Origin of the sequence: Sphingobacterium nematocida, from assembly GCF_900168125.1 — a bacterium.
GTDB classification, from domain to species: Bacteria; Bacteroidota; Bacteroidia; order Sphingobacteriales; family Sphingobacteriaceae; genus Sphingobacterium; species Sphingobacterium nematocida.
Genome location: NZ_FUZF01000014.1, coordinates 99,792 through 122,448 on the forward strand (window position 1 = coordinate 99,792; position 22,657 = coordinate 122,448).

21 protein-coding genes are annotated in these 22,657 nt (G+C 40.4%); 14 read left to right on the forward strand and 7 right to left on the reverse strand.

The window, feature by feature from the left end:
• Positions 1-4 precede the first annotated feature (4 nt).
• The 7 genes from B5X76_RS14915 (at position 5) to B5X76_RS14945 (ending at position 9,852) form a co-directional block, all read left to right on the forward strand.
• Positions 5-1,468 (forward strand): RagB/SusD family nutrient uptake outer membrane protein, encoded by a 1,464-nt coding sequence (locus B5X76_RS14915; protein ID WP_079644235.1) that lies wholly within the window; start codon positions 5-7, stop codon positions 1,466-1,468.
• A 135-nt stretch (positions 1,469-1,603) separates the two neighbouring features.
• On the forward strand, positions 1,604-3,058 hold the full coding sequence (locus B5X76_RS14920) for a BNR-4 repeat-containing protein (protein ID WP_079644237.1): 1,455 nt from the start codon (positions 1,604-1,606) through the stop codon (positions 3,056-3,058).
• Positions 3,055-4,584 carry a PQQ-dependent sugar dehydrogenase gene (locus B5X76_RS14925; RefSeq protein ID WP_245801061.1) on the forward strand — a complete coding sequence of 510 codons (1,530 nt, stop codon included), beginning with the start codon at positions 3,055-3,057 and terminating at the stop codon, positions 4,582-4,584. The genes B5X76_RS14920 and B5X76_RS14925 overlap by 4 nt, the downstream gene beginning before the upstream one ends.
• Positions 4,584-5,801 (forward strand): Nramp family divalent metal transporter, encoded by a 1,218-nt coding sequence (locus tag B5X76_RS14930; RefSeq protein ID WP_079644241.1) that lies wholly within the window; start codon positions 4,584-4,586, stop codon positions 5,799-5,801. Before B5X76_RS14925 ends, B5X76_RS14930 begins: the two co-directional genes overlap by 1 nt.
• A 13-nt stretch (positions 5,802-5,814) precedes the next feature.
• Positions 5,815-6,834: an NAD-dependent epimerase/dehydratase family protein gene (locus B5X76_RS14935; RefSeq protein WP_079644243.1), complete on the forward strand. Its 1,020-nt coding sequence runs from the start codon at positions 5,815-5,817 to the stop codon at positions 6,832-6,834.
• Entirely contained in the window at positions 6,834-7,895 is a 1,062-nt protein-coding gene (locus B5X76_RS14940) for a dihydrodipicolinate synthase family protein (protein WP_079644245.1), read from the forward strand. Before B5X76_RS14935 ends, B5X76_RS14940 begins: the two co-directional genes overlap by 1 nt.
• Positions 7,885-9,852, forward strand: a complete 1,968-nt coding sequence (locus B5X76_RS14945; RefSeq protein ID WP_079644246.1) for a ligand-binding sensor domain-containing protein — start codon at positions 7,885-7,887, stop codon at positions 9,850-9,852. Before B5X76_RS14940 ends, B5X76_RS14945 begins: the two co-directional genes overlap by 11 nt.
• Before the next feature lie 30 nt (positions 9,853-9,882).
• Here the strand turns inward: B5X76_RS14945 and B5X76_RS14950 are convergent, their stop codons facing one another.
• The 4 genes from B5X76_RS14950 to B5X76_RS14965 all read right to left on the reverse strand — a co-directional run bounded on the left by B5X76_RS14950 (position 9,883) and on the right by B5X76_RS14965 (position 13,096).
• The gene (locus B5X76_RS14950) at positions 9,883-10,653 is read right to left on the reverse strand and encodes a LuxR C-terminal-related transcriptional regulator (RefSeq protein ID WP_079644248.1); all 771 of its coding nucleotides are present in this window, start codon (positions 10,651-10,653) and stop codon (positions 9,883-9,885) included.
• Positions 10,654-10,663: 10 nt separating this feature from the next.
• Entirely contained in the window at positions 10,664-11,344 is a 681-nt protein-coding gene (locus tag B5X76_RS14955; protein ID WP_079644249.1) for a metal-dependent hydrolase, read from the reverse strand.
• A gap of 325 nt (positions 11,345-11,669) precedes the next feature.
• Positions 11,670-12,866, reverse strand: coding sequence for a GTP-binding protein (locus tag B5X76_RS14960; protein WP_079644251.1), 1,197 nt, complete (start codon positions 12,864-12,866; stop codon positions 11,670-11,672).
• Positions 12,867-12,889: 23 nt separating this feature from the next.
• Positions 12,890-13,096 (reverse strand): hypothetical protein, encoded by a 207-nt coding sequence (locus tag B5X76_RS14965; RefSeq protein ID WP_079644253.1) that lies wholly within the window; start codon positions 13,094-13,096, stop codon positions 12,890-12,892.
• 405 nt (positions 13,097-13,501) lie between these two features.
• Between B5X76_RS14965 and B5X76_RS14970 the strand changes: the two genes are divergently transcribed.
• The 7 genes from B5X76_RS14970 to idi all read left to right on the forward strand — a co-directional run bounded on the left by B5X76_RS14970 (position 13,502) and on the right by idi (position 18,794).
• On the forward strand, positions 13,502-13,966 hold the full coding sequence (locus tag B5X76_RS14970) for an SRPBCC family protein (RefSeq protein WP_079644255.1): 465 nt from the start codon (positions 13,502-13,504) through the stop codon (positions 13,964-13,966).
• 10 nt (positions 13,967-13,976) lie between these two features.
• On the forward strand, positions 13,977-14,654 hold the full coding sequence (locus B5X76_RS14975; RefSeq protein WP_079644257.1) for a MarR family winged helix-turn-helix transcriptional regulator: 678 nt from the start codon (positions 13,977-13,979) through the stop codon (positions 14,652-14,654).
• A gap of 123 nt (positions 14,655-14,777) precedes the next feature.
• Positions 14,778-16,268: a phytoene desaturase family protein gene (locus B5X76_RS14980; protein ID WP_079644258.1), complete on the forward strand. Its 1,491-nt coding sequence runs from the start codon at positions 14,778-14,780 to the stop codon at positions 16,266-16,268.
• Positions 16,269-16,271: 3 nt separating this feature from the next.
• Positions 16,272-17,108, forward strand: a complete 837-nt coding sequence (locus tag B5X76_RS14985; protein ID WP_079644260.1) for a phytoene/squalene synthase family protein — start codon at positions 16,272-16,274, stop codon at positions 17,106-17,108.
• On the forward strand, positions 17,105-17,557 hold the full coding sequence (locus tag B5X76_RS14990; RefSeq protein WP_245801062.1) for a sterol desaturase family protein: 453 nt from the start codon (positions 17,105-17,107) through the stop codon (positions 17,555-17,557). The genes B5X76_RS14985 and B5X76_RS14990 overlap by 4 nt, the downstream gene beginning before the upstream one ends.
• A gap of 4 nt (positions 17,558-17,561) precedes the next feature.
• The gene (locus B5X76_RS14995) at positions 17,562-18,260 is read left to right on the forward strand and encodes a lycopene cyclase domain-containing protein (protein WP_079644262.1); all 699 of its coding nucleotides are present in this window, start codon (positions 17,562-17,564) and stop codon (positions 18,258-18,260) included.
• A 9-nt stretch (positions 18,261-18,269) separates the two neighbouring features.
• The gene (gene idi, locus B5X76_RS15000) at positions 18,270-18,794 is read left to right on the forward strand and encodes an isopentenyl-diphosphate Delta-isomerase (RefSeq protein WP_079644264.1); all 525 of its coding nucleotides are present in this window, start codon (positions 18,270-18,272) and stop codon (positions 18,792-18,794) included.
• A 34-nt stretch (positions 18,795-18,828) separates the two neighbouring features.
• On the opposite strand, the gene B5X76_RS15005 is transcribed toward idi, so the two are convergent.
• The 3 genes from B5X76_RS15005 to B5X76_RS15015 all read right to left on the reverse strand — a co-directional run bounded on the left by B5X76_RS15005 (position 18,829) and on the right by B5X76_RS15015 (position 22,553).
• Positions 18,829-20,262, reverse strand: coding sequence for an SDR family oxidoreductase (locus B5X76_RS15005; RefSeq protein ID WP_079644266.1), 1,434 nt, complete (start codon positions 20,260-20,262; stop codon positions 18,829-18,831).
• Between the two features lie 316 nt (positions 20,263-20,578).
• Positions 20,579-21,589: an ABC transporter permease gene (locus B5X76_RS15010; RefSeq protein WP_079644268.1), complete on the reverse strand. Its 1,011-nt coding sequence runs from the start codon at positions 21,587-21,589 to the stop codon at positions 20,579-20,581.
• Positions 21,540-22,553, reverse strand: coding sequence for an ABC transporter ATP-binding protein (locus tag B5X76_RS15015; RefSeq protein WP_079644270.1), 1,014 nt, complete (start codon positions 22,551-22,553; stop codon positions 21,540-21,542). The genes B5X76_RS15010 and B5X76_RS15015 overlap by 50 nt, the downstream gene beginning before the upstream one ends.
• Positions 22,554-22,657 lie beyond the last annotated feature (104 nt).

Here is a 22,657-nt window from a genome sequence, read left to right on the forward strand (position 1 = left end):
ACATATGAAAACTATAAAAAATATCGTTATTATAGGAGCGCTTTCGATATTATCGTTGAGCAGCTGTAAGAAGTTCCTGGATCTTGCGCCTATATCCCAGATGAATGGAAATAATTTCTATAAAACGCCAGAGGATATGAAAAATGCACTGACTGCTGTATATGGTGCTCTACAGTATCCAGGAATGTACTATTCATCGATGCATGTTATTGGCGACTTAAGGTCTGATAACACTTGGATCCCCAATCCAAATGCCGGTGCTAACCTGCAGGAGGTCGACGAGTTTAAAAATAATGCTTTCAATACGATAAGCAGTACAACCTGGAGCGCACATTATCAGGGTATACAGGCTGCAAATATTGTAATAGATAAGATTGACGCCGTGAATATGGATGAAAACCTGAAAAATCAATATCGCGGAGAAGCTAAATTTTTACGGGCACTCATGTATTTTAACATGGTGCGCATTTTTGGAGACGTGCCATTGGTGCTTGAGGTTATCAATAACCCACAAGAAGGTTATAGTTATGGTAGAACACCTGCAGAACAGGTATATACCCAAATTGTGACAGATCTCCTTGATGCAGAGGCGGTGTTAAGTTATGAATATACTAATGCGGATATTGGCCGAGCTACCAAAGGCGCAGCTATGTCACTATTGGGGAAAGTATATTTGACACAGAAAAAATGGGATCTTGCTGCTCAAAAACTAAAAGAGGTTGTTGATCAGACGAACCTAAATAAATACCAATTATTGCCCAGTTATGCCAATGTTTTCGGCATCGCTAATGAAAACAATAAAGAGTCTATTTTTGAAGTGCAATTTAAAAAAGGATCCTCAGGCGAAGGTAGCCCGTTTACCAATCAATTTGCACCGATCGGATCTGGTACAGCAGTGACAGCCCTTGGCAATCCTCTGGGGCAGAATATTCCGACAGACAACATGCATGCAGCTTACGAAGCAAATGATGCAAGAAAGACCCTGTCTATGCGCACGAGCTATATCCTCAATGGCAATAATGTGACACACAATTATGTGTCCAAGTATTTAGGGGTACCGGCGGCCAACTTAGATAGCGACAACAATTGGATCGTATTACGTTTTGCAGACGTGCTACTAATGTATGCTGAGGCCTTAAACGAACAAGGGTATGTTGCAGACGGTCCTGCATTTTCGTATCTCAACCAGATTCGTAATCGCGCAAATCTATTGAGCAAGACTAGTAATCATGCTACACCAGCACTTAGGATTTCTGATCAAGCTACTTTTCGATTAGCTATTGAGCAAGAGCGTCGTGTCGAGCTTGCTTTCGAAGGGCACCGTTGGTTTGATCTTATACGCACTGGACGAGCGGATGCCGTACTGGGATCACTTGGCATGCAACCACATCATGTTCTTTTTCCAATACCCAATAGCCAAATAGAGATTAATCCGGGATTGATGACACAAAATCAGGATTACGATTAGCATATAGGTTTTATCAACTGGTAGTTGGTTACGGTGTATCTTCATCATGAGATACTTTTCGGGATCGACTATCAGTTGTTTCAATCGACATATTCCATACGCCATTGTGTAGTGTGTTTCTAATCATATATACAGATGAAAAAAATATTACTTATACTATTCATAGGGTTTGTAAGTAGCGAACTATTTGCTCAAACTATACTTACCTTAAACAAAAAAGACGACGGCTATCGCGGAATATGGTATAGCGATCAACCTTCGAACGATCAGTACCGGTTCAAGTATAGCGGAGGTTTGGGGACCTATCCTGCCAATCATTATCCATTTTCTATCTACGTAGAAAAGGTAAACAAGACATTTTTCTGTTACGGCGCGACGGATAAAGACCAAAAGACCTTATTGCATGCTGTTTCATATTTTGATCATAAGACCAAAATGGTTCCTCAGCCAACTATCGTTCTGGACAAGAAAACCGATAATGCCCATGATAATCCGGTTATGAATATTGATCAAGAAGGATATATTTGGATTTTTTCGACATCACATGGTACTAATGCTCCATCGTATATTCATAAAAGCACAAAGCCGTACGATATTTCTCATTTTGAACAGATATATGCCACCAAAATCCAAGATGGTAAGTCGGTACCCCTAGATAATTTTTCCTATCTGCAGAGTTGGTACAAAGCAGGGAAGGGGTTCCTTAATCTTTTTACACATTACGATCGCGGGGTGATACCGGGACAGCCCAAAAAGCCAAGACGGACGATAAGTTTTATGTATAGTGCCGATGGAAAAAGTTATGGAACCTGGAACGACCTAGCTATAATAGAAGAAGGACATTATCAAACCAGTGGAAGTTTTGAAGACAGTATCATCGGCACTTCATTTAATTATCATCCGGTTAAAGTTGGTGAGAACGGGTTAAATTACAGAACCAATCTGTACTATTTGGAAACTAGAGATTTTGGTAAAACATGGCAAAATGCTTTTGGCGAAATTGTGGATATTCCTCTTCGCGTTATAAATAATCCAGCTCTGGTAAAAGATTACGTTTCATCGGACAAAAAGATATATATTAATGATTTGACTTACGATAACGAGGGGCATCCTATTATCCTGTTCGTAACCACCAATGGCTATCAATCTGGTCCTGAAAATGGGTCTAGAGAATGGTATACGGCCAGATTTGACGGGTCAGAATGGATCATATTTCCAGTAACATCTTCCGACAATAATTACGATATGGGTTCTTTGTACATAGATAAAAAAGGGATATGGCGTATTATAGCTCCCACTGCTCAAGGCCCGCAGGCTTACAATACCGGAGGAGAAATGGTCTTATGGACAAGCAAAGATCAAGGAAAAAGCTGGAAGGACAAACAGCTAACATTTAATAGTCTGTATAATCATTCCTACGCCCGACGACCAGTGCATGCCCACCCTGATTTTTATGCTTTCTGGGCGGATGGGCATGCACGAGAGAAATCTTCTTCGCGATTATATTTTGCGGATCATAAAGGGCGTGTATTTATGTTACCCACCTCGATGAAACAATCCTTCGAATTTCCCATACCGGTAAAGAAATGATGAAACTGTGTTTAGTAGTTCTATGCGTATTTATTTTCTTTTTCATTTCTTGTTTTAATGAGCGTAAAACTGGTCTTTCAGTATTAGATCATATACAACTGGATAAAACTACATTAAAAGTAGAGGTATTATCTTCAGATATGGATGTTCCTTGGAATATGCTATTCGGTTCCGATGGTTTTCTCTGGGTAACAGAACAGGGCGGAACTATAAAAAGAATAGATCCAAATACAGGATCTGCCCAATTGCTTTTGCGTCTTCCAGATGTTTATCGTTATCGTACCCTAGGTTTACTCAGTATGGTGCTCCATCCCGATATGGAAAAAAATCCTTACGCCTACATACATTATACTAGGAGAGATGGCGGTGCTTTGGAGTCTCTTTTAGTGCGCTACCAAGTCAAGGAAGATACCTTGATCAAACCAAAGATATTATTGAAGATTCCTGCAAATACAGGACATAATGGTTCGCGTTTGGCCATATCTCATGATCACAAGATCCTTTGGGCTACAGGTGATGCACATCATGGCGAATGGGCGCAGGATAGCACGAGGTATAACGGAAAGATTCTTAGGCTAAATTTGGACGGTTCTATTCCAGATGATAACCCTTATAAAGGCAGCTATGTGTGGGCTTATGGTTTTAGGAATATACAAGGGATGGCACTGTCTGATAAAGGGTTAGTATATACATCAGAGCATGGCGATGCTATTGAAGACGAGATTAACTTGGTCATGAAGGGAGAAAATTACGGATGGCCTATTATTGAAGGATTTCATGATACAGACGCTGACCGTAAACAGGCATCCAGCAAGAAAATGATAGAACCATTGCGATCATGGACTCCGGTCATTGCCCCGGCAGCATTGGCATTTTTCGGTGGCAACCAGATTCCCGAATGGAAAAACAGTTTGTTGCTCGCCACGTTGAAAGGACAGTCTTTACGGATTATGAAACTTAGCGACGATGGAAAACGCATCATTGACGAACAGGCACTATTTGAAAATCGATACGGTAGGTTACGATCAATAGCCGTTTCGCCGCAAGGTGATTTGTTTATTGCAACCAGCAACAGGGATTGGAATCCATCGAAGGGTTTTCCCAAAGAGCGAGACGACCGTATTCTAAAAATAAGCCCATCGGATAGTAAGCCTACAGCAGTCTTACATCCCATCCATTTGAAGCAGAAAGATGTTCAAGCTCAAATACAGGAAGGGGCGCAATTGTACACTTTGTATTGTGCCTCCTGTCACAAAGAGGACGGAAGTGGAGTGTCTGGAACATTCCCTCCATTAATCGGAGCTGAACTGGTAGTGGGTGACAAAAACAACCTATTAGATATTTTGTTGAATGGTCTTTCAGGTGAGATAATTGTCAATGGGCAAAAGTACGATCAGCAGATGCCTGCCTTTTCCTTCCTGCGGGATGAAGAAATTCAAAGAATCGCTAATTACATACGTAGTGGATTTGGTAATAATGCAGTTCCTGTTTCCTTATCTGAGGTGAAGGCTAAACGAAATAAATAATGAAAACAGTAAAAAAGAACATAAAGCTGTCTGAATGGCTGAAAGGCTTAGTGCCGGGAATAATCATAGCTGCGGTTGTTTTTGGCCCCAGCAAAATGACCATCACATCCAAATTGGGTGCTACATACGGCTACAGTCTGGTATGGATCGTCCCGATAGCTATATTCTTTATGGCGATATTTACGGGTATGGGCAGTCGTATAGGCATGCACAATGAGCTTTCTTTAATACAGCTTATTCGAAAAAAATACGGACGCTGGGCAGTATTGGCGGTAGGAGCAGGCATATTTTCAGTAGCAGCTTCTTTTCAAGCAGGCAATGCTATTGGTGTAGGAATATCTATTGCAGAGCCTACTGGAACTTCAGCCCAGATTTGGATTATACTATTTACAGCAGTTGGGGTATCGTTGCTTTTTTTTAAATCATTTTATCGCGTCTTGGAAAGATTAATGCTGTTTTTAGTTCTTTTGATGCTATTGTCCTTTCTGATCACCGTGGTTATTGCAAATCCGGATATAACACAGCTCATTTCAGGTACGATCCCTTCTATACCCGATGGTTCAGAAGTATTGATCATTGCATTTATGGCTTCTTGCTTTTCGATAGTGGGCGCTTTTTATCAAGCTTATTTGGTACAGGAAAGAAAGAAGTCAGAATCTATCCTTGTCTATCAAGATAAAAGCCTAATAGGTATCATTATGTTGGGTATCATGAGTATGATCGTTATGATCTGCGCGGCTTCGATTCTATATCCAAAGCAGATCATGGTCAGTAGTGCTCGTGATATGGCTACCGTTTTACACCCCCTATTTGGAGGGTATGCTTCGGTCGTATTTCTAACCGGATTATTTGCAGCCTCTTTTTCTTCTTTGGTAGGCAATGCTACCGTTGGAGGATCTTTGCTGGCTGACTCATTGGGTTTTAAGCAAGGGATTAATAGTTTGGAAAGTCGTATCAGTGTTGCATCGGTTATGCTGATCGGAGCTAGTGTTGCTATTCTATTCGGAGGCTTACCCCTTCAGCTTATTGTACTAGCGCAGAGTATCACCATTTTTCTAGTGCCTTTTATCGGCTATATGATATTGAGTATTGCGAGTGATAGCGCAATTATGAAGACTAATAAAAATTCCAAAATTCAGAATATAAGTGGTGCTATCGGTCTATTCTTTTTGACCGCTTTAGCAGTCTATAATTTTTACGATATGTTCATTAAATAAGATTAACGCAACTATGGATTACACATTGCAAGAACTGGAAAAGAGATTTGCCGAGCCATCGGTAGATCTGATTGAAGATATAAAAAAGATCAAAGGTGATATTTTGATATTAGGTATAGGAGGCAAGATGGGACCTAGTATGGGCAGGTTGGCCGTGCGAGCCGTCCAAGCTGCAGGCGTTAATAAGCGAATTATTGGAGTGTCACGTTTTTCAGATCCACGGGTACAGATGGAGTTGGAGCAAGCTGGTGTAGAGACGATATCCTGTGATTTATTGGACGACAAAGCCTTGCAAAGCCTTCCCGATGCGGATAATGTGATTTATTTGGCTGGTCATAAATTTGGAACCGTTGGCAATGAAAGTTTCACCTGGGCCATGAATGCCTACCTTCCGGGCAGGGTAGCTGAGCGGTATAAGAATTCCAATATAGTAGCTTTGTCATCCGGGAACGTATTACCTTTTGTGAGTCCTATGTCTGGAGGGGCTGCCGAAGATACGACGCCAGAGCCCATAGGAGAATATGCACAATCTTGTTTGGGTAGGGAGCGTATTCTTACCTATTTTTCGAATAAAAATAACACCAAGATGCTTATTTATCGATTGAATTATGCTGTAGATTTCCGTTATGGCGTGGTGCTGGAAATCGCAAAAGCTGTACTGAACGGCCGACCGATAGATCTGCGTACCGCTATGGTAAATGTTATTTGGCAGGGCGATGCCAATGAAATTGCACTTCGCTCCTTGTTACATACAGACAGTCCAGCCCGACTTTTAAATGTAACAGGTCCAGAAATGATAGGAGTCGCTTGGTTAGCCTCCGAGTTCGGCCGATTATTCGGGTTGACACCTGTATTTGTTAATGAACCCGCGAATACGGTGTTATTGAACAACGCATCAGCATGCCATCGCTTGTTTGGTTATCCGAAGGTTTCTATTCGTGAGATTATAGATATCACAGTAGCTTGGTTACGTCTCGGTGGCGAAGAGTGGGACAAAGCTACTCACTTTCAGGAAAGAGGAGGAAGCTTTTAATGCACAGGTTAACATCTACACTTAAGGAACACCTGCTTCAAGGAACGGTGATTCCCGCACATCCGTTAGCGTTAAATATGCATCGAGAGATAGACGAGCAGCGTCAACGTCGGCTCACACGGTATTACCTGGCTTCTGGTGCCGGTGGTATCGCCGTGGGCGTACATTCCACGCAGTTTGAAATTAGAGACCCTAAGATCAATCTATTGGAGACAGTGCTAGCGTTGGCAGCAGAGGAAGTCGAACACTATGACATGAAAATGCCTTTTCTTAAAATAGCTGGAATTTGTGGATCTACGCAGCAAGCCATTATAGAGGCGAAGCTCGCACGTAGGTACGGTTATGATATGGGTTTGCTGAGTATGGGCGGGCTTCAGGGGGTCACAGAACAGGAAATATTGGAGCGTACAAAGAGGGTCGCCGAAGTCATTCCTGTATTTGGTTTTTACCTACAGCCTTCGGTAGGCGGGCGGGTGTTTAGTTACGACTTTTGGACAAAATTCGCTGAGATAGAAAATGTAGAAGCCATCAAGTGTGCTTCATTCAATCGATATCAGACATTAGACGTGATGCGCGCAGTAGCCAATTCTAGCAGAAGTAAGGAGATTGCTATGTATACCGGAAACGATGATAATATAGTTATCGATTTATTGACACCTTATCGATTTGAGGTTGGTAGTACGCCTGTAGAGATCCATTTTAGAGGAGGACTACTAGGGCACTGGGCGGTATGGACACATAAAGCGGTAGAACTGATGCGCGACATCCAAAATTACCGTTTACAGAAGACAACACAGCTATTAGATGAACTTCTTCTAAAAAGTATTCAGATAACAGATGTAAATGCGGCGCTGTTTGATCCATATAATGGCTTTCACGGCTGTATTCCGGGTATACATGAGGTGTTACGTAGACAAGGTTTACTAGCAGGAAGATGGTGTCTTAATCCCGATGAGGACCTTTCTATAGGACAGTTAGAGGAGATTGATCGGGTATATATTGCTTATCCAGATTTGCATGACGATGCATTTGTAAGAGATTTTTTAAATAATGAGAAGTAAGGAAATGTACTATAAAATAATATTTATTATATCGTTGTTTAGTATACTAAACAATAAGATTCAGGCTCAGGATACAAAAATGGGCCGACTCGAAAATTTGGGAGCGCAGATCACGGCAAACATGATTCAGGGTAGTGTTTTTTTACATGATGTTGGTGGCAAGAGCTATGCTTACACGGTAGTAAGAGGTGAGCCTGCCCATCTTTTAGGATACGATTTATCGAGCAAGGAATTGATATTGGATCATCCCTTACAGCATGCGGATGGGGCATGGGATCTAGCTTTTACGACCGACGGTTATTTGTATATTCCGGGCGCCAGTGGTATTTTATTTAGACATCGGCCAGGTACACATATTGTAGAAAATTTAGGACAGGCTTTGGCCGGAGAGACTTACGTATGGAATCTTGCCGCAGGAAAAGACGGCGAAGTATTTGGAGCTACCTATCCTGGTTGTAGGGTGTTTCGCTATCACCCTATCGATGGCTTTTCAGATGTAGGGAAGGGACCTATTGTTCAGTCCGAAAATTATGTGCGCAGCTTAGCTTATCATCAGGATACCGATCGTTTGTATGTAGGTGTTGGATCACATGCGCACTTGTTTAGATTAGATCCCCGTACAGCGGAAAAAGAGGATCTGCTACCTGAGAAATACAGGACTAAGGAATTTGTATACGGGCTGGAGATCGTACCTGGACGAGATGGAGCGGATCGTCTATTTGCACTTCTTACCTCAGGTCGCGAAACTTTAGTATACAACCTCAAAACCGGCATCTTCGAACAGGTAATAGACAGTATGGATATGAAAGCATTGGCATTTAATGCCAATCAGGTATATTATACCTCTGGCGGAAATCTTAAAACTTTTGATCCCACACAAGATGTTAACACGGCTCAAACACTTTCTGAACAGGTAGGGTCGGCCAATGCATTATCAATTTGTAGAGATAGTTTGTATATGCTGAATGCGGCAGGGAAACTCTTTGTCTACGATCTTCGAACAAGAGATAGCGCTATGACAGCATTGGAGATTCCAGGTCAACCAATTCCTATTAACGCGTTGCTTTTCGGTCCTGATCGTAAGATCTGGATGGGCGGCTATCTGGCTGGTGGGCATGCAACTTTTGATCCCGAATCCGGCATAAGTACCGAATGGAAAGGTCTCGATCAGACAGAGGGTATGGTAGGTTATGGCCATGAAATATTTTTTGGTATATACCCCAAAGGAAGGTTTTATAGATACGATACCAACAAAGCTTGGAATCCCGAACTACAAAATCCGCAAAAGCTTGGAGAAATAGAGGAACAGGGACGATCGTTCGCACTAGTTGCTGCAAAGGATAGAGAAAAGCTATACTTTGGGATGATTCCCGAGTACGGTCTTTTAGGAGGTGCTCTGGTCGAATTTGATCGTAAAAAAGAAAGCTTGATTTCTCACGGTGTGCCAATAGAAGATCAAGCAATTAGTAGTTTGGTATATAAAAATCGCAAATTATGGATTGGTACGACTATTTCTGGAGGATTGGGTGTGAAGCCGTCGACCCAAGAAGCTAAACTATGTGTTTGGAATCCAGATATGAAGACCATTGAGCAGGTCATTGTCCCAGTAAAAGGGGCGCCAGCTATCACAGGATTAATAGAAGGAAGGGATGGTAATCTTCTTGGAGTTGCAGGAGGCAAATTATTCGTTTATGACACGCAGCATAATAGCATAATAGAATCTTTTGACCTATATGAACAAAAGCCAATGGGATCCCACATATGGAGAAGTGCTTTTTTGGTTTTGCATCCCTCTGGTGATATCTATGGCACGGTGGATAACAAATTGTTTAAATTGGATGTTGTGAAAAAAATGATTTCTATTATACATAATGGCGCCAGTTTGTTGACCATGGATGATAAGGGGCATCTTTATTTTAGAAATAAAACAGAACTTTGGAGATATATTCCTGAATAGAATAAATTACACGATTTGTTCGTCAAGATACTATATCCAACATTTTTCCACGGCCAATTTAATCAACTGACCGATTGAATTGGTTTTTGTTTTTCTGAAAATATTCCTTCGGTGTGTGCTTACGGTATGCGGACTGAGGAATATTTTACCTGCAATATCAGCTGTATTATAACCAGAAGCCAAAAGTACCAGGACCTCAAGTTCCCTTTTGCTTAATGTCGAACTTACAGGAGTTAAGGTACTTTTGGAGTGTACATCTACATACGATGGAGCACCATCCAAGCCAATAAAAGATAGTTTCATTTCATTGTCGCTTTTGAGATAAGTCACGTCTGTATGAATAACGAAATTTCTAAGTACTGCACCTTCTAGGTCAGATTGTACCGTTATCGATTGTTGGAGAATATGAATGTAGTTGCCATCTTTCTTTCTGATGCGGTAATTATAGCGTGATTTATATTTTAATAGCTCTTCCGGGCTCAATCCCTTTTTAAACTCCACTATAGAGCTTTCAAAATTAACGAAAGTTGGAAGGTCATCTGGGTGGATGATACTCATCATCAATCCAATCGTAAATTCTTCTGGCTCGTAGCCTAATACTTTGCCTATAGTAGGACCAACATACTCGATTGTATTCTGAGGTGGATTGAAAATAAAATAATAAAAATCGCCCACTAAAAAAATCTGCAGCATTTTTTTATATAGTTCTATTTCCTGCATCAGTTCTTTTGTGGAGGGATTTTTGTATTGACCAATTTCCGCCCACCTTTTCTGAACCTCTTGTATTAAATCGTTATGCATGTGCGGCCAGTTATACTTGAATCACTTCCCCTATGTCCGGAAGAATTAGCGTTTTATTTAATTGCTTAAACTGATTTTTAGCCGCCTCATGATCTATAGCTATTAGCGGATCCGTGTCAAAGTGGACACCCATTATGCAGTCACATTTGACAAATTGAGATGCTACCAGTGCTTCTTCCACATCCATGGTATAGTTACCCCCGATGGGCAGAATCGCCATATCCAGCGTAAAAAAACTCGGTATCAATTGCATCTCCAATGTTAATGCTGTATCACCAGCGATATAGATCGTTTTTCCATTGTTCTCTTGCAAGACGAAACCCACAGGATTACCTCCATAAGTACCATCAGGAAAGGAAGAAGAATGAGCGGCATATACCATTTTTATTTTTCCGAATGGAAACTGAAAACTACCTCCGGGGTTCATTGCGAGTCCTTTAATGCCTGAACGTCCATAATAGGTTACGATCTCATGATTTGCGATAAGTAGAGCTTTGGTTCTATTTGCAATTGATTCAAAATCAATTATGTGGTCGTAGTGTGCATGTGTCAGAAAAATGTAATCGGCCTCAATAGAATTGATATCAATATGCTTGGCCAGAGGATTGAGGGAGATAAAAGGGTCTACCAAAATTTTATAATTATCTAACTGGATGTGTAAGCAGGAATGGCCCAGGTATCTTATGTTCATTTGGTTTTTTTGGATTTGGTTCAACGATATCACTAAAATAGTAAAAAATGGAAGCTCCTGCAACTTGTTCTCATAGAAAAAGATAGTGGGACTCTAATCTATTTTCCAGTTGTTATCTAGGTTCCCTTGGTTAATGTGAAATTACAATCTGATCCAGGTCGTTTTCTATCCCGGTAGATTGAAAAGGAGTAAAGTGTAGTCTGAGATATAATATAACGAAAGCGTTTCCAAAATTAATTTGGAAACGCTTTTTTTTTGTGCCCGATTTGTGATTTTTCTCTGTTTTAACTAAAATTTATCTTATGAAAGAGGCAGTTCCTACGAATTACATGTTTTTAGGAAACTCATCCAGCCAGTTGTTATCCTTCCAGCCATCAATCTCTTTTTCCGTCAGTAAGCACTGCTCTAGGTCAGCGATGTATCTGTCTTTATCCAATTCCTGACCTATAAAGACGATTTCATTTTTACGGTCTCCCCATTCTAGATGCCATCTTTTTCGTAAGTCGTCTCTCATTTCTGCGTAGGAGGGGTAGTCATAACGTTGTTTTTCAGGGATGCTACACCACCATGCCCCCGCACTTTCCAGTCGCAAACTTCCCCCGGCCTGACTTAAGCTAAGTGCTATATCAGGTCGAGAAGCCAGCCAGAATAGTCCCTTTGCCCGGATGATATTATGTGGATATACATCGTTAAGGTATTTATAAAAGCGTTGGGGATGAAACGGCCGTTGATCCCTGAATACAAAGGAAGAGATGCCATACTCTTCGGTTTCTGGCGTATGCTCCGACTGCAATTCTTTTATCCAACCAGCAGAAGACGAGGCTTCCTCAAAGTCGAAAGAACCAGTCCCTATGATTTCAACCGGATCAACCTTTGCGAATTCCGCACAGATTATCTTCGCTCCTGGATTCAGTTTGCGGATTGCAGCTTCCAGTATTCGGGCAGTCTCGATGGAGACAAGGTCGATCTTGTTGAGGACAATCACATTTGCAAACTCGATCTGATCTGTTAGTAGATTTACAATTGTGCGATTGTCCAGGTCATCTGCTGTCAACTGTCTGTCCCAAAGTGTTTCTGCACTTCCAAAGTCCTTAAAGAAATTATAGCAATCCACAACCGTTACCATAGTATCGATATAACTAAAAGAAGAAAGATCAATGTTATTGTTCGGATCGGTATAACTAAAAGTCTGCGCTACAGGTATAGGCTCGGATATCCCAGTACTTTCTATCAGCAGATGGTCAAATCTTTCTTCTTTAGCGAGGCGTTCCACCTCCACCATCAGATCCTCCCTTAGCGTACAGCAGATACAGCCGTTACTCATCTCGACCAGACGTTCCTCCGTTCTGGATAATACGTTTTCACGTTCGACAGCCTGCGCATCAATATTGACCTCACTCATGTCATTAACAATGACTGCGACTTCTAATCCCTGCTTGTTGTGCAGTACATGGTTCAGGAGTGTGGTCTTTCCCGCGCCCAAAAATCCACTTAGGACAGTTACAGGTAGTTTATTCTTCATTGTGCTTAAAATATAAGATTGATTTAACCGTTTAGAATCTGGGAGAACCATAGTTTTATGCGCTCATAATGTTCCGCCCCATAGTTAGCTATAAAACGCTGTGTCTCCGGAAGGTCTTTATTCTGATAGACATCAAGGCGTTCCTCTGCAAATGTCCGCGTCAATGTTATTCTACATTTTTGTTGGATACAATATTTCCACTCTTCAAAATCTTTAGGGATACTATTCATGTGATTTGTTTTATCGAAGGTACAAATATATTTATTAAAAGCAACAATGTTGCTTTTAATAAATATATTTGTAGTGCCCAATCAACCATTTACGCAGGGTAAGCGCAATTGGTTTACTGCTTTTATACCAGAGAGCTGTAGCTCCTCGTAAGTATTTTGTATACTGTTTTCTAGTTTAATTTCCTCCCGATTCATAAGTTTTAAACCTAATGGTTTTTATCATGCAAATGCTGTCGGTATATCGCGCTGGTGTAACTACCAGGCTAGATTAAGGAAAAGGATAGACTCCAACCCACCAATCCCAAAAGTAACTTGATGAACATTCTACGTTTTCTGTTTTCAGGAACATACGAACTAAAAGTATATATTTGTACTTATTTTTGTTGATTTAGTTTTTTTTTACACATGGAATATCTGTTATTTAGAGAGCAACAATTATCCTGCGATGTGGATACGGCTTGGGATTTTTTTTCCAATCCCCATAATTTAACAAATATTACTCCTGAGAACATGCAATTTGAGGTATTGTCCAGAGATCTTCAAGAGACGATCTACGAAGGGATGCAGATTGATTATAGAGTTGTTCCGATATTCGGTGTGCCCATGCGTTGGAGAACTCTTATCAAAGATGTGGATACGAAAAAGAGTTTTGTAGATATTCAAGAAAGAGGGCCCTATAAAAAATGGGAGCACACACATCAATTCATCCCGAATAGTGATGGTGTTCTTATCAAAGACAGTGTACGTTATATATTGCCTATGGGTATTTTAGGTAGGCTGGCGCATACCTTATTTGTAAAAAGAAAGTTAAAAGAGATATTTGATTATCGATACCAGGTTTTAGAAGCAGCGTTCAATAACCTGCAATAAGTTTATTAGTATGAAGTATAGTTTAATGAAAGATGTTATCGGACTTTTAGAAGAGTTCGAGGAAGGGGCAGTAGAAGGAGGCTATCCCCAAAATATAAAAGGTTTTGAACGTTGGGTATCGGATAAGTCCCCTAGCAATGATTTGGAAATAGAGCCTTTTTGGATTGGTAAAGAGAAAGGAAGAAGTGCCGATAGCGCCATTAGTACTATGCTCGTACATATGAACCGTTATGCTAAGAGCTATTCAAAATCAGCCATTTCAGGCTCTCCATTTTCTACGCAAGAAGAGTTTATTTATCTGATAAATTTACAGGCGTTTGGTGCGATGACTAAAATGGAGCTTATAAAACGGAATATACATGAAAAGCCTGTAGGAATGCAGACTATCAATCGTTTGATTAATTTAGGTTGGGTGAGTCAACGGGAGTCTAGTACCGACAAACGCAGTAAGGTAGTGATGATTACAGAAGAAGGCATTAAGATATTGAATGATCAGATGGGCCGTATCAGACAGGCCACAAGTATTGTAACGGGTAATTTGACAAATAAGGAGAAAATGGATTTGATTAAGCTTCTAAGCAAGCTTAATGATTTCCATCATGCTTTATATATGCAAAGCATAGATAATGACTTATTACTTGACGTCGCCTACCAAACGTATAAAGAATCACAAGCCACACCGGCTTAGGTTTAGATGCCATAATCCTTATAAAAGTTCATAAATAAACTATTTAGATTTATTTATGAACTTTTTTTATCTTAATACGATTAATAAAGTATATTTGTATACTAATTTAATCATATTAATACTATGCTTCCTATATTTCGATTTCCTAAAGTTGCCATTATCGGATCAGGTTTTTCCGGGCTCTCCGCGGCCTGTTACCTTTCCTCGTTTGGGTATCCGGTGGATGTATTTGAGAAGAACAATTCCTTAGGAGGCCGGGCTCGCCAGTTTAATACCGCGTGTGGCTTCCGTTTTGATATGGGGCCGAGCTGGTATTGGATGCCCGATGTGATAGAATCTTTTTTTTCAGATTTTGGATTTTCCACGGGCGACTTTTATGATCTAGAGGCATTAAATCCTCAATTCGAAGTCGTATTTGATGGAGAGAGCATAGATGTCCCAGCAGATATGCAGCAGCTTCGGGAGCTTTTTGAGTCGATTGAAACTGGGGCAGGTAAGCAGTTCGATCGATTTATGGCAGATGCACAAGAGAAATATGAGATCGCCATGTCCGATTTCATTTATACACCTTCATTATCTTGGATGGAGTTTCTTACACCCCGGATGCTAGCAGCATCTACACGTTTAAATCTATTGACTTCGTTTCGTACCTACGTCCGTAAATATTTCAAAGATCCCCGCCTGCTCGCATTGATGGAGTTTCCTGTTATATTTTTGGGAGCTTCTCCGAAAGATATACCCGCTATGTACAGTTTGATGAGTTATGGTGGATACGGTTTGGGTACCTGGTATCCTCAGGGAGGTTTTAAGTCTGTTGTGGATGCGATGGTTTATATAGCGGAACAAAAGGGTGTCAAATTTCATCTTGACACTGCAGTAGAGAATATACAGGTTGATGATAGTCGCGGCATATCTTTAAATACATCACGGGGTGATATTGAAACTTTCGATTACTTAGTTGGTAGTTCTGACTACAAGCACACCGAAAGCCTCTTGCCACAAGTGTACCGCAACTACAGCGAGCAGTATTGGTCGAAAAAGACACTTGCTCCGTCATGCCTGATTTACTATCTGGGGTTTGACACCAAGATCCAAAATTTAAAACACCACACCCTGTTTTTTGAGCATGACATGGATGCCCATCTCCGTACCGTATATGATACCAAGGAGTGGCCTGAAAATCCTTTGTTTTATGCTTGTTGCCCCTCAAAGACCGATTCGGAGGTTGCCCCTGTAGGCAGTGAAAACCTGTTTTTACTTTTGCCTCTAGCGGTTGGCCTGGATGACGCAGAGGATATCCGGGAACAGTATCTTGAAATGATGTTATCCAGACTGGAAAAACACACCGGAGCTATCGGTTTAAAACAACACCTCGTATATAAACGGAGTTATTGTGTCAGCGATTTCCAAAAAGACTATAACGCATTCAACGGAAATGCTTATGGACTTGCAAATACACTAAAACAGACCGCTGTTTTAAAACCAAGCATCCGTAATAAGAAAGTAAAAAATATTTTTTATACAGGTCAGTTGACTGTACCAGGTCCCGGGGTACCACCATCTATTATTTCGGGGAAGATTGTAGCTCATGAGATCAAAAAGCAAAACCTATAGATTATGAAGAAAATTTTTGACGACTTATCTTCTCAGGTGAGCAAGATAACTACCGAAAGATATAGCACTAGCTTTTCTTTAGGCATATTAGCACTGGATGCTTCTATACGGCCGGCGATTTATGCGATATATGGTTATGTGCGTTTAGCCGATGAAATCGTAGATAGCTTTCATGGCTACGATAAAAAGCAGCTCCTGCAACGGCTGATAAAAGATACCGATTACGCGCTCAAAGAAAAGATTTCACTCAATCCGATTTTGAATGCTTTTCAGGCTTCTGTACATAGTTATAGCATAGATCGGGCGCTTGTCGACAGATTTTTGGCCAGTATGGCTATGGATCTAGAGCCTATGTCTTACAATGATCAACGTTATAAAGATTATATAGTAGGGTCCGCAGAAGTGGTAGGTCTTATGTGTCTTCAGGTTTTCGTAAAGGGCAATCAACAACATTATGAAGAGCTGATGCCGTATGCGATGCGACTCGGAGCCGCATTTCAGAAGATAAATTTCCTACGCGATATGCGCGAGGATTATTTCACTTTGGGGCGAATCTACTTTCCAAATTTAGAAATGGAGAAATTTGATGATCGTGTAAAAGCGAGCATTGAATCCGATATTAAGAATGATTTTACGGCAGCTTTGGTAGGTATAAAAAAGCTTCCTTCCTGTGCCCGGTTTGGAGTCTATCTGGCTTATAGGTACTATTGTTCCCTATTTAATAAAATCCACAAAATGTCTGCTTCTGATATAATGTCCAAGCGGGTGCGTATTCCCAATGGGTATAAACTGTCTATCATGATGGAAAGCTATTTTAAATATAAAGCAGCGGTCTTATGATGTATGTAGCAGTTGTCATCGGTGTCTTTATACTTATGGAAGGATTTACATGGTGCGTACACAAGTATGTCATGCATGGCTTTTTATGGTGCTGGCACAAGGATCACCATAATCCTGAGCACGACAAAAAATTGGAGCGAAACGATTACTTTTTTGTCGTTTTCGCGATACCCGCCATTTGGTTGCTTTATATAGGCAGCAGATCTGAGTTGGGACTCTTGTTTTTTGTTGGTTTAGGTATTGCAATTTACGGTATGGCCTATTTTTTTGTACATGATATTTTTATTCACCAGCGTTTAAAAATTTTTAAACACACCGATAGTCCCTACCTCAAGGCCATTCGCAGGGCTCATAAGCAGCATCATAAACACCGCACCAAAGAGCAGGGGGAGTGCTTTGGTTTTTTGTGGGTTCCCCTTTATTATTTCAAAATGTATTTTAAAAAATAGGTATATGGAAAGATTCACCTACCTGGCAGTAGAGTTTTTTGCTATTATTATCTGCTTTCTATTTTCATTTCATCCCAAAATTAGATTTGACCGTTATTTTTTGACGTATTTGAAGGCCAGCATAGTAGTCGCCTTGCCCTTTTTACTTTGGGATGCCTGGTTTACAGATATGGGGGTATGGTGGTTTAATGATAGGTATATAGTAGGTTATAGGATATTAGATTTACCTATAGAGGAGATACTATTTTTTATCACTATTCCATTCAGCTGTGTATTTACCTATTTTTGTCTCACCAAGTTTTTTAATCTCCGGTGGTGCGATCGAACTACCTCTATTTTCGTTATTTCAGCGACAGTGCTGCTGGTTGTCTTAACTATTCTATCGATAGGCAAGATCTATCCATTACTGACTTTTCTGGCTACCACATTATCTATAGTGTATTTACATTACATTGCTCGCTTCCGCTATTTTTCAGAAGCGACCAGTGTGTACGGAATATTATTGATTGGCTTCTTTCTGGTCAATGGTGTGCTTACAGGCACGGGCTTAGAAGAAGCCATTGTAAACTATAACCCCGATGATTTTTGGAACTTTCGTATCGGTACAGTGCCTGTAGAGGATGCCGTTTACGGTTATACAATGATATTATGGAATGTGTATTTTTTCCATAGGTTCAAGAACGATAATAAAGAAATAGAATAAAAAATACTTATGAAAAGAAATACCGTATTACTCGTTAATGAACGTGATGAGGAACTTATGGAGATGGATAAGCTCGACGCACATCGCCAAGGCTTGTTACATCGGGCGTTTTCTATTTTCGTTTTTAACAGTATGGGACAGTTGTTGTTGCAGCAGCGCGCACCGCACAAATACCATGGAGGCAGTTTATGGACCAATACCTGCTGTTCGCATCCACAGTTGGGAGAGCAGGTCGTAGACAGTGCTTTAGAGAGGCTAGCGTTTGAAATGGGCTTTTCAACAGATTTAGAACAGATCTATTCCTTTATTTATCATTCCCCTGTTGAAAATGGTTTGGTGGAGCACGAGCTTGATCATGTGCTGATTGGTTTTAGTGATACGGTGCCACGGCCCAATCCAGATGAGGTCAATGACTTCAAGTGGATGGATCCCGATGAAATCGAGATTTGGATGCTAAGCCGACCTCAGGATTTTACGGTCTGGTTTAAAGAAGCTTTTCCCGTACTGATGAAAACTTTGACTAAGGAAGATTGATAAATCGCGTAATAAAAATATCATCTCAGTTGTATTATACTTTATTGTTAGCAGCAATACGATTGATCATTCCTTTGAAGATAAAGCCATGAAAAGGTAAAACAGCATACCAATATAATCTTCCTGAGATCCCCAAAGGGCGGAATGTAGCCGTTTGAGTAAGTTCATTGTTTTCATCGATTTTAAACTCTAACCAAGCCTCACCCGGGAGTTTCATCTCAGCATATAATAGTAGTCTCTTCTCCGGTTTGTCGGCTACTAGCACTCGCCAAAAATCTAACGCGTCGCCTGGATATATATTCAAATCACTCTTTCTACCACGTCTCATGCCTACGCCACCTACGAGTTGATCTATAAAACCACGCATTTTCCATAGCCAATTCCCATAATACCAGCCTGTTTTTCCACCAATAGACCATATTCTAGCCAGCGTAGTTTCCACATCGGCAAGTTTCACCTTACGTACATCTTTAAAGCAGCCATATACAGGGACAGATACCAAAGTGGTTATACCTTGGTTTAAAATAGCACTACTTTGGGCATCTTTCCAACTCGAGAGTACGTTATTTTGTTCGATTTTTTCAAAAGCAAGCCTGATAGCGCTCTTATAGTCAATTGGCTGTATATTCAGTAGTCTTGTAAGATTATTAGCTTCGGCTATCACTTCAACTTTCATGCTGTCTACCAGATTTTTAGCTAGCGGGTAGGACGTCGAAGTAACAAAATAAAGCCAATAAGAGGATAGTTTTGGTGTCATTACCGGAACGATAAAAATCTTTCTTTTCAGACCTCTGATTTCGGCATATTGTAGTAGCATTTGTTTATAGGTCAAAACATCTGGACCTGCGATATCAAAACTCTTGCTGTACGTTTCAGATTGACAGATTACTCCTACTAGAAATTCAATTACATTTCTAATAGCAATGGGCTGACATTTCGTTTTTAGCCACTTAGGTGCTACCATTACGGGGAGTTTTTCCACTAAATCTCTGATTATTTCAAAAGAACCACTTCCTGATCCTACAATAATTCCCGCTTTTAGTACGGTAAGAGCATAGGTTCCTTGAGCAAGAATTGATTCTACGTTCTTTCTTGATCTTAAATGCTTTGAAAGATATTGGTCGTTGTTTATACCTCCCAAATAAATAACTTGCTTCACCGCTATCTTTGATAGGACGTCTTTAAAATGGTGCGCACAGATTTCTTCCATCCTTGCAAAATCGCCCTGCTGCGTAGACATCGAATGAATCAAATAGAAAGCAACATCAATATCTGATGGAATGTTGGCAAGTGTCTCCTCTTTTAAAAAATCCACTTCGATTACAGATATAAATTGAGCAAGCTCCTGGTCGTAAGAAAATCTGCTCTGATCCCTTACACAACATACCACGTGATGTCCTTTGTGGACGAGTACCGGCAATAGTCTTTTTGCAATATAACCTGTTACTCCAGTCAGCAATATGTTCATATTTCATTTTTTAGACAAACCAAAAACAAGAGTATAGTAATTATAACATGGAGTTTTAAATAATGTTTGATAAATAGATAGATTGATCGAGATATCTTTAAAGATATTTCATCTTATGAATGATAACCTTGGCCAATATATACGAGTGAGGACGCTCGAATTTGTTGCGAGAATTTACCTGTCTACCATATAACCTTCATACACTTCAAGAATTGAAGCGGCGGCGAGTGGATTACTCAATCCGGCCTTTTTTCATTTTTTTAGGAGCGGCTAGGCATTATTTGTGAACGAACAACGCCTGCCTTCCTAAATGCCATTAAGATCTAATCTCTCGGCGCATAAAAAGATAATAAGATGTAGCAAACATAAGTAATGTAAACGCTATCAGGCCACTGAGCTGAGGCCATACCAGCATTAAGCTATTCCTTACCGATATAGTACTTGGTATCGCGGCTACCATCTGTTCCATGGAAACAGGCCCCAAGCTCCGGACTGTCGGCATTAGTAGCGTTGTCGAGGCATCAACGTACAGCTGGTTCGGAGATATACGCAGAACATTCAGAATTATTTCGTTATAGTAAGCTATCTTGTCGGCAGAAAGATAGTTGGGATCGGGAATAAAGGCTTTTATTGCAATGTTTACCACTACTTGAAAAAATATGGTGAAGAATAGCCAGATACCAATCGCCGTCAAAGCGGAAGTCGCGGGTTGCTTAAAACGTATTGACAATAAAATAGCTATGCTTAGCCAGAAACCTACATACAGGACGGTCATCCCGTTAAAGGCTATGATACGTACGATTTCCTGCCACTCTATAGGAATACCACTGATATACATAGCATATCCAACGATGAGGAAAGTCAGTGCCAAGAATAGAACCGCGACAATCAATAGAGGTGCTATAAATTTAGCTACGATAACGTTATCTCTGTATAAAGGCTGTGCCATTAAACGTATCAGCGACCCATTGTTATGTTCCGAGTTGATGGCATCGAATCCCAGACTAATGCCAAGGATCGGAGCTAGAAAACTAAGGAATATATGGAACGGCGGGATCGTATCATCCGTCAATGTCAATAACTTCAAGTAGAAAAGAGACTCCTTGCTATTTTCAGATGACATGAATGCAGATTTAATATTGCTCAGCGACGAATACATAGATGCTGTGAATGTCAATAGGATCAATGTCAGCAATATAATGAACCTCCAGCTTCTAATATGTTCTGCAATTTCTTTACGCAACAGGACGCGCATTGGCGATTTGATTCCGTTAAGCTTATTTTCTCTTGAAAAACGTCTTTTTAGAGACTCTTTTAGATTTTTCATTACTTACATCTTGATTTTTTTCGTTCTTGAAATATTCGAGATAGATTTCATCCAGTCCGTAGGTCTTCTGTTCGACTCCTACCAGTTCATATCCTTTCCCAACTACATGCCTGACCATTTCTACGGTTTGCTCATGAGCGGATATTACCTCTAGTTCATTACCATTTATTATAACCTCTTGCAAACCAGATAGTGATTCCATAATATCATACTTTAGTTGAATGGTTGCCTCAGCGCAGTTTTGAAGGCGTAATAAGGTGACATAGCCATTTTTGTTAAACAGTTGTTTCGACAAGCTAGGGATATCGCCGTTGGCCAATAATTTGCCCGCGACAAATATGCCGACGCGGTCACAGATCTGCTGTACATGATGCAGGTGATGTGAGGAGAGGAGAACAGTCAAGTGTTGTTCCTCATTCAGTTTTTTGATAAGAGCCAGAAAGTCCTTAACACCACTCGGATCTATTCCAAGTGTAGGTTCGTCCAAAATGATCACCTCTGGCTCCTTGATCAGTACATCAGCAAGGCCAAGACGTTGTTTCATGCCTCTGGAAAAGGTCGTTGTTTTTTGATGTGCATTATTTTTTAGCCCTACGATCTCTAACAAATTGAATGCTTTTGCTTCGGCTTCACTTTCTGAAAAACCATTCAGCCTACCGACAAAAGAAAGGTTTTCCAGCGCGGTCATATTGCCATAAAATCCTAGGTTGTCAGGTAAGTATCCAACCTTTTTTTTAACGGCAATGGGGTTTCGGGTTGCGTCATGTCCACATACATGAGCTTGCCCCAATGTAGGTTCACTAAGTCCAAGCAGCATAAGGATAGTTGTCGTTTTACCAGCCCCATTGGGACCTAAAAGACCGAATATTTCACCCTTATTAATCTCAAGAGAAAGGTTGTCGACAGCAATTTTATTTTTATAATGCTTGGATAACCCTTTTAGCTTTATAATAGGATTATTCATATGTATATAATTTGTCCTTTAACGGCCATATGGAATGTCCAAAGTATTTTTATCCGTATTTGTGTAGCCATTGCTACATGGATATTTCATATGTATATAATTAT

Coding starts and splice junctions, on each gene's coding strand:
- B5X76_RS14915 (WP_079644235.1), top strand. CDS start 5: ATGAAAACTATAAAAAATATCGTTATTATAGGAGCGCTTTCGATATTA.
- B5X76_RS14920 (WP_079644237.1), top strand. CDS start 1,604: ATGAAAAAAATATTACTTATACTATTCATAGGGTTTGTAAGTAGCGAA.
- B5X76_RS14925 (WP_245801061.1), top strand. CDS start 3,055: ATGATGAAACTGTGTTTAGTAGTTCTATGCGTATTTATTTTCTTTTTC.
- B5X76_RS14930 (WP_079644241.1), top strand. CDS start 4,584: ATGAAAACAGTAAAAAAGAACATAAAGCTGTCTGAATGGCTGAAAGGC.
- B5X76_RS14935 (WP_079644243.1), top strand. CDS start 5,815: ATGGATTACACATTGCAAGAACTGGAAAAGAGATTTGCCGAGCCATCG.
- B5X76_RS14940 (WP_079644245.1), top strand. CDS start 6,834: ATGCACAGGTTAACATCTACACTTAAGGAACACCTGCTTCAAGGAACG.
- B5X76_RS14945 (WP_079644246.1), top strand. CDS start 7,885: ATGAGAAGTAAGGAAATGTACTATAAAATAATATTTATTATATCGTTG.
- B5X76_RS14950 (WP_079644248.1), bottom strand. CDS start 10,653: ATGCATAACGATTTAATACAAGAGGTTCAGAAAAGGTGGGCGGAAATT.
- B5X76_RS14955 (WP_079644249.1), bottom strand. CDS start 11,344: ATGAACATAAGATACCTGGGCCATTCCTGCTTACACATCCAGTTAGAT.
- B5X76_RS14960 (WP_079644251.1), bottom strand. CDS start 12,866: ATGAAGAATAAACTACCTGTAACTGTCCTAAGTGGATTTTTGGGCGCG.
- B5X76_RS14965 (WP_079644253.1), bottom strand. CDS start 13,096: ATGAATAGTATCCCTAAAGATTTTGAAGAGTGGAAATATTGTATCCAA.
- B5X76_RS14970 (WP_079644255.1), top strand. CDS start 13,502: ATGGAATATCTGTTATTTAGAGAGCAACAATTATCCTGCGATGTGGAT.
- B5X76_RS14975 (WP_079644257.1), top strand. CDS start 13,977: ATGAAGTATAGTTTAATGAAAGATGTTATCGGACTTTTAGAAGAGTTC.
- B5X76_RS14980 (WP_079644258.1), top strand. CDS start 14,778: ATGCTTCCTATATTTCGATTTCCTAAAGTTGCCATTATCGGATCAGGT.
- B5X76_RS14985 (WP_079644260.1), top strand. CDS start 16,272: ATGAAGAAAATTTTTGACGACTTATCTTCTCAGGTGAGCAAGATAACT.
- B5X76_RS14990 (WP_245801062.1), top strand. CDS start 17,105: ATGATGTATGTAGCAGTTGTCATCGGTGTCTTTATACTTATGGAAGGA.
- B5X76_RS14995 (WP_079644262.1), top strand. CDS start 17,562: ATGGAAAGATTCACCTACCTGGCAGTAGAGTTTTTTGCTATTATTATC.
- idi (WP_079644264.1), top strand. CDS start 18,270: ATGAAAAGAAATACCGTATTACTCGTTAATGAACGTGATGAGGAACTT.
- B5X76_RS15005 (WP_079644266.1), bottom strand. CDS start 20,262: ATGAACATATTGCTGACTGGAGTAACAGGTTATATTGCAAAAAGACTA.
- B5X76_RS15010 (WP_079644268.1), bottom strand. CDS start 21,589: ATGAAAAATCTAAAAGAGTCTCTAAAAAGACGTTTTTCAAGAGAAAAT.
- B5X76_RS15015 (WP_079644270.1), bottom strand. CDS start 22,553: ATGAATAATCCTATTATAAAGCTAAAAGGGTTATCCAAGCATTATAAA.